Origin of the sequence: Chryseobacterium sp. X308, from assembly GCF_020733145.1 — a bacterium.
Lineage (GTDB): Bacteria > Bacteroidota > Bacteroidia > Flavobacteriales > Weeksellaceae > Chryseobacterium > Chryseobacterium cupriresistens.
The window spans coordinates 141,109-147,224 of the sequence record NZ_JAJFZH010000013.1 but is presented as its reverse complement, the minus strand read 5'-3'; the positions used below and the strand labels follow the sequence as shown (position 1 = coordinate 147,224).

Genomic DNA, 6,116 nt, shown 5'->3' with positions numbered 1-6,116 from the left:
TTGTAAATAGTTAATCCAAACCTTACAGGTTTTAGAAACCTGTAAGGTTTAAATCTTTTCTCTTATCAGAAATTATTCTGAAAGAAAATTTTCAATAATTAAATCAGATAACACTTCTGTTTTTAAGTTTAGTTTCATTTTATCTTTAATTTTATTCTTTAGCACCTATTTTTTTCTACTTTTTATTGTATAGCTTCTCCTTTTTTGCCATTTTTGTATAAAATGTCGGTCATGCAAAAAGAAAAATTACGTCTCATCAGAAAGCAAAAAGGTTATACTCAACAACAGGTAGCTGATTTTATCGCAACAGATGTATCTAATTACAGCAGAAAAGAAAGCGGTGATGTGAGGATCGTAAAAGATGAGTGGGATAAACTTGCCCGTTTTCTGGATGTACCCATTGAGGACATTTATGAAGAAGAGGAAGCTACAGTAGTTGTTAATAATGATCATCCTGTATTTAATGATAGATCTGCAGGAGTTATCAGTAACCAAAATAATTATGATAATATCCCTGGCGACATCATTAAAAACCTTCAAAACTATATTGCTCTATTAAAAGAGGAGAACGAAAAGCTGAAAGAAGAACTAAAAGATCTCCCAAGAGGAAGAAAATAATACAGTTTCAAACTGTAGAAAATATTGATGTCACTTCATATTAATGTATGGAGTGACATTTTTTTATAATGAGATTAAATTTCATCAAATTACAATTCCTCCAATGGATCCCAGAACAGTTTTTTGAAATTCTTTATTCTGAGGTTTTCAACAATGATTCCTTCTGCTTCCAGCTTTGGCTGAAATTCGGGGACAGATAATACTCCTGAGCTTGAAATCACGCGGTGCGCAGGGACATCTTTCGGACATCCTCCCATCGCTTTTCCTACATGTCTGGAATGATTAGGATAACCAACAGCTTTTGCTATGGCGCCGTAAGTAGATACTCTTCCTTTGGGAATAAGTCTTGCCACTTCGTATACCTGTTGTTTGAAAATTTCGTCCATATCAAAATGATTATTTTAAGTCGGTTCTCTTTTTTGCATCATTTTTGAACTCTTTTCATCTCAATGATGTTTCATTAAAAGATAAAGATATGAAAAAATCATTTTTCAGGCTGTTGAATGCCATTAATAAAAAAATACTCCCGAAGTTGAGTAAGAAAGATCCTAATCACCTTACTAAGATAGAAAAGGGAATTCTGGCGTATCGGTATTTTGTGCTGGTGAATTCTTTGGATTGATTTATTTTCCCACGGATTGTACAGATTTTCCCAGATGCTTATGTATATCTTTTGGAAGACGCAAAGGTGCTGGTTCTTTTGAAACGGCTCATACGACATAGTTTTATCTCTCGCAGATTTTGCAGATCGTAAAAATCTGTGCAATTCGTGTAATCTGTGGGAATACTGTATACTATTTTTTAACCATTAAGAAAAATGAAGATGGGAAGAATAATTAGTTTCATCTTTGATGAAAAGTAAAGCATGCGGATAAATAAAATAGCTTTAGCTATTTCTCTTAATGCCCTTTAAAACTTAAATAATCTTAATGGTTCAAATTATTTTTAGTTTTCAAAACAATTCTATTTTTACATCCTAAAACAAAAAGCGCTTCAAATCAATTGAAGCGCTGATATTATAATCTCCAGTGAGATGTTTTTCTTAAGCGTTTTCCAAGATATAAGAGAACATCAATGGTGCACAGATCGTCGCATCACTTTCAACGATAAATTTCGGTGTAGTGATATCCAGTTTACCCCAAGTGATCTTCTCATTTGGAACTGCTCCAGAATATGAACCGTAAGATGTAGTAGAGTCCGAAATCTGGCAGAAATAAGACCAGAAAGGAATGTCATGCATTTCCATATCCTGATACAACATTGGTACTACGCAAATAGGGAAATCACCTGCGATACCTCCACCAATCTGGAAGAATCCAACTCCTTTTCCTCCTGAGTTTTTAGTATACCAGTCAGCAAGGTAAGTCATATATTCGATCCCAGATTTCATTGTCGTAGGCTTAAGTTCTCCTTTGATGCAGTAAGAAGCGAAGATGTTACCCATTGTAGAATCTTCCCATCCCGGAACTACGATTGGTAGGTTAGCTTCTGCAGCAGCAATCATCCATGAGTTTTCTCTAGGAATTTCATAATACTGCTCCAATACTCCTGAAAGGATCATTTTGTACATGAATTCGTGAGGGAAATATCTTTCTCCTTTAGCTTCTGCGTCTTTCCAGATCTCTACGATATGTTTTTGTAATCTTCTGAAAGCTTCTTCTTCAGGGATACAAGTATCTGTAACTCTGTTCAGACCTCTTTCCAAAAGATCCCACTCATCCTGAGCCGTTAAATCTCTATAATGAGGAACTCTTTCATAGTGAGAGTGTGCTACAAGGTTCATTAAATCTTCTTCAAGGTTAGCCCCTGTACAAGAGATAAAATCTACTTTTCCCTGACGGATCATTTCAGCAAGAATCTTCCCTAATTCAGCAGTAGACATTGCTCCCGCCAAAGTAATCATCATTTTTCCGCCATCTTTAAGATGTGCAACATATCCTTTAGAAGCATCCACCAATGCAGCTGCGTTGAAGTGCAGGTAATACTTTTCTATGAATTCAGTTATCGGTTTGCTCATTTTTTTAATTTTTGCAAAGATAAAACTTAAAAACGGAATGCAGCGAAAGCACTTGAAGAAAGTATAACAGAGGAGTCTTTTTTTATCATTTGTTAAATTGGGAAGGTATAAGTTGGAAAATGCAAGGGCAAAGGGTTTTAAAACTTTGTGAATATTTCAAGGCCCAAGAAAATTGAAGATTTTCAGCAAGGGAAAGCATCATTTTTGCACAAATTGCACAGATTTTTATTTTATATTATCCGAAAAATCAGGATGTGATAAAAAATAAATTGTACAGTATAAAATTTTATCGAAGATAAAATCCTTGCGCCTTAAAGTAGGAGCCATGTCAAAAAATTTGCGACTTTGCGTTTTCCAACAATAAAAGTTTATAAAAAAGCGCGACCCAAATGAGCCACGCTTTCACTAACAATCAACTTAATATTATTCATCAAAGATTTATCCTTCCCAGGCTTCCACTTTCAGGATTTCGATTTTTCTTTCTCCATCCCTGAAAGGCCAGCTGATAACATCTCCTACCTTATACCCTACTACTGCAAGAGCAATATCAGACAGAATGGAGTGTTTGTTTTTTTTAAGTTTTTCTTTCGTAGAGGGTACGAAAATGTATTCGTGTTCAAAATCCAGGGTATGGTCTTTTAATGTTACTTTTCTGTCAACTGTAACAACATCAGCAGGCAGATCTCTTCTCAGGACCTGTTTTGCTTTTCTGAGTTCTTCGGTCAATCTTTTTTCTTCTTCGATGCTTACTTTTTTTCTTCTCAGTGTATCTTTTATGGCATCATAAATTCCGGTGGTTACAATAATATGATTAGACATTTTCTTCAATTTTTTAATTTAAAATACAGTTGTTCTCTGACGATCCAATGTAGAAGCCAGGCGTACAACAGCCTTCTTCTATAGAAAACTGCAAAAAACAATACATAAAGTTCTAAATGAGTCCCTGCCTTGGATCCTGACAGGGCTTAGATAATGAAGTCCTTGGAACTTTTCAGAAAAGAATCTGTATGAAGATAAAGTAAAGACAGCAGCAATCCTGACCGGCGGTGTTCTGCAGATAAAAAAATTGTTGCTGTCATTATCAATTATTATTAATTCTAACAAATATACGGCTTAAAAACGGAATGTAGCGGCTGCACTTAAAGAAACTCTGTGCAAACCTTCTTTTTGATCACCATCAAATTTATAAGTCACTCCGTTATACTTCATTTTATTCAGGGTTCCGCCACTTAATCCTACTTTTGGCCCTATCATAAAATTCTTGCTTACCTGATATTGATATCCAAGATCAACTTCTGCCCCGAAAGTACTTCCAGTACCTTTTACAGATCCTGTTTTTGTAGTATAAGACAGTACTCCCAACGCCACATCTGCAAATACCTTATGTCTTGTGTCAAGATGATTATTTGAAATAAGTCCGGAGAAACCGAAAAATGTAATATGATCCTTTGTCGTTACAGGAATAGATACTGGCATTCCATCTACATAACCAAGCAAAAATCCGTCGCTTGATGCACTGTAGTTGGAATATTTCACTCCGAATCCAAGCCCGTTTTTTACTTCATAATGGGCTGCAATATCAAAGTTCAGTCCATTTTTCAGGTCTTTTACATATTCTTTTTCTTCTTTGCTAAGTCCGGGAATTGTCTTTGCAGTTCTCCATGCATATCCTATAGAAGGTCTGATAGAAAATTTCTGAGCGAAAGACATGATGGAGATTGAGAACACTCCAGCTACGATTATTTTTTTTATCATGGTTTTAAAATTTCCGGCAAAAATAAAATTTTCTACCGGAGAAACCTATTAAAACCTGAAACGTCTGCTTTCTTTTTTATCTGAAAGCTTTTTTTTGTTATCCAGTCTTTTCTGTTTCTGCCCTTTTGAAGGCTTGGTTGCTGTTCTTTTTTTCGGAACAATGAGTGCTTTGTTTACCATTTCAAGTATTTTTTCAATGGCTTTATTTTTATTCATCAGTTGTGTTCTGCTTTCAGAAACTGAGAGGAATAAAAAACCGTCCGCATTGATCCTGTTTTTCAGTTTAAGCTGAATCAATACTTTTTCGTCTTCATTAAAAAATTCTGATGCATCTACTTTCCAAAGTACGGTAACGGCAGTCTCCACTTTATTGACGTTTTGTCCTCCTGCACCGCTGCTGCGGGAAGTTTTGAAACTGAGTTCTTTTGAAAAATCTTTCATTTTTTTAAGATTTTGAGATACCGGAATCAACTAGAGATCTCCGGTTAAATTTTTATACAATTCCAATCTGTTTACCTTCCCGTTGGGAGTTCTCGGAATTTCTCTGATGAAAACAATGTCTTTCGGCCTGTGGAAATTTTTCTCAAATGGTATTTCTGAAACTTTCCTTTTTACCTCATCAGATTCATTTCCTTCTATAATCAATATCAATTTCTGGCCCAAACTTTCATCCGGCAACCCTGCAAATATGGCCTCATTTGGGAGTTCTTTTTTTACCAGGGCTTCCAGGGCTTCCGGAAAAATTTTTGCTCCTCCGGAGTTAATCACATTATCAATTCTTCCCAGGAATTTAAACTGTTTTTTATTCTTAATCTCAACTAAATCATTAGTTTGCAATTCTGAAGCATTTACATTGGGAGCAAAGATTTTCAGACAACCTCTGTCATCTAAAGAGATCGCTACATTTTCAAAAACGGTAAAATACTCTTCCTGTTCCGGCATTAATTGTTTTAATCCGATATGAGAAAGGGTTTCAGACATTCCATAGGTTTCAAAAATACGGTTTGAAGTACTAAGGTTCATATGCCGGATTTTATTTTTCAGGCTTTCTGAAACGGCAGCACCACCAATGATCAGGTTTTTAATCAGATGAAGCTTTTCCAGTGAGTTTTCTACCTGGAGAGGTGTCATCGCACAAAAATCTATTTCTTCATTCAGATTTTCCAGAGGCTTTAAAGAAGGATTAGTAACTTTTAATTGTAACTTTCTTTCTATAGAACGGACGACCATCATTTTTCCGGAAATGTATTCTACAGGCAGGCAAAGTAATGCCGTATCTCCTTCTTTTAATCCTAAAAAATTACAGGTCATCACTGCTGAATTGACCATGTTCTTTTTTTCAATTTCAAAGATTTTGGGCACTCCGGTAGAACCCGAAGTCTGGACATTTACTCCTGTTTTTTGTAAAAACCATTCTTCCAGAAAATCTTTTACTTTCTTTTCAAATTCTGTAGAGAATGATAATTGATTAATATTGAGATTATTGAAGTCTATCAGCATGTTTTCCGTGAATAAATTCTACAGTAAATTTAAAAAAAATTTCAAAAAGTTCTTGTATATAAAGAAAAAAGCTGTAAATTTGCACCACTAAAACAAACAGAGACTCATGGTGTAGCGGTAACACTACTGATTTTGGTTCAGTCATCTGGGGTTCGAATCCCTGTGAGTCTACAAACCATCCTTTTTTGAGGATGGTTTTTGTTTTTATTATCATCTTTATTTCTGA

Annotated in this window: 8 protein-coding genes and 1 tRNA gene; 3 read left to right on the top strand and 6 right to left on the bottom strand. The window is 35.2% G+C overall.

Annotated features, from left to right (window positions below):
- Positions 1-231 precede the first annotated feature (231 nt).
- Positions 232-618: a helix-turn-helix transcriptional regulator gene (locus tag LIV57_RS15010; RefSeq protein ID WP_110008116.1), complete on the top strand. Its 387-nt coding sequence runs from the start codon at positions 232-234 to the stop codon at positions 616-618.
- An 89-nt stretch (positions 619-707) separates the two neighbouring features.
- On the opposite strand, the gene LIV57_RS15005 is transcribed toward LIV57_RS15010, so the two are convergent.
- Complete coding sequence (locus LIV57_RS15005; RefSeq protein WP_110008117.1) at positions 708-1,004, bottom strand: MGMT family protein; 297 nt, start codon at positions 1,002-1,004, stop codon at positions 708-710.
- Positions 1,005-1,093: 89 nt separating this feature from the next.
- Here LIV57_RS15005 and LIV57_RS15000 point away from each other — a divergent pair, with 89 nt between their 5' ends.
- On the top strand, positions 1,094-1,240 hold the full coding sequence (locus LIV57_RS15000) for a hypothetical protein (protein ID WP_202841328.1): 147 nt from the start codon (positions 1,094-1,096) through the stop codon (positions 1,238-1,240).
- Positions 1,241-1,660: 420 nt separating this feature from the next.
- On the opposite strand, the gene LIV57_RS14995 is transcribed toward LIV57_RS15000, so the two are convergent.
- The 5 genes from LIV57_RS14995 to LIV57_RS14975 all read right to left on the bottom strand — a co-directional run bounded on the left by LIV57_RS14995 (position 1,661) and on the right by LIV57_RS14975 (position 5,890).
- Positions 1,661-2,635, bottom strand: a complete 975-nt coding sequence (locus LIV57_RS14995; protein ID WP_002976594.1) for a deoxyhypusine synthase family protein — start codon at positions 2,633-2,635, stop codon at positions 1,661-1,663.
- Positions 2,636-3,073: 438 nt separating this feature from the next.
- Complete coding sequence (locus tag LIV57_RS14990) at positions 3,074-3,454, bottom strand: GreA/GreB family elongation factor (RefSeq protein WP_227943292.1); 381 nt, start codon at positions 3,452-3,454, stop codon at positions 3,074-3,076.
- A gap of 294 nt (positions 3,455-3,748) precedes the next feature.
- The gene (locus LIV57_RS14985) at positions 3,749-4,390 is read right to left on the bottom strand and encodes a porin family protein (protein WP_227943291.1); all 642 of its coding nucleotides are present in this window, start codon (positions 4,388-4,390) and stop codon (positions 3,749-3,751) included.
- Positions 4,391-4,438: 48 nt separating this feature from the next.
- Positions 4,439-4,831, bottom strand: coding sequence for an alternative ribosome rescue aminoacyl-tRNA hydrolase ArfB (arfB, locus tag LIV57_RS14980; RefSeq protein ID WP_227943290.1), 393 nt, complete (start codon positions 4,829-4,831; stop codon positions 4,439-4,441).
- A gap of 30 nt (positions 4,832-4,861) precedes the next feature.
- Positions 4,862-5,890: an AMP-binding protein gene (locus tag LIV57_RS14975; RefSeq protein ID WP_227943289.1), complete on the bottom strand. Its 1,029-nt coding sequence runs from the start codon at positions 5,888-5,890 to the stop codon at positions 4,862-4,864.
- Positions 5,891-5,990: 100 nt separating this feature from the next.
- On the opposite strand from LIV57_RS14975, the gene LIV57_RS14970 reads away from it, so the two are divergent.
- Positions 5,991-6,061: transfer RNA gene (locus LIV57_RS14970), tRNA-Gln, on the top strand.
- The last annotated feature ends 55 nt before the right edge of the window (positions 6,062-6,116 follow it).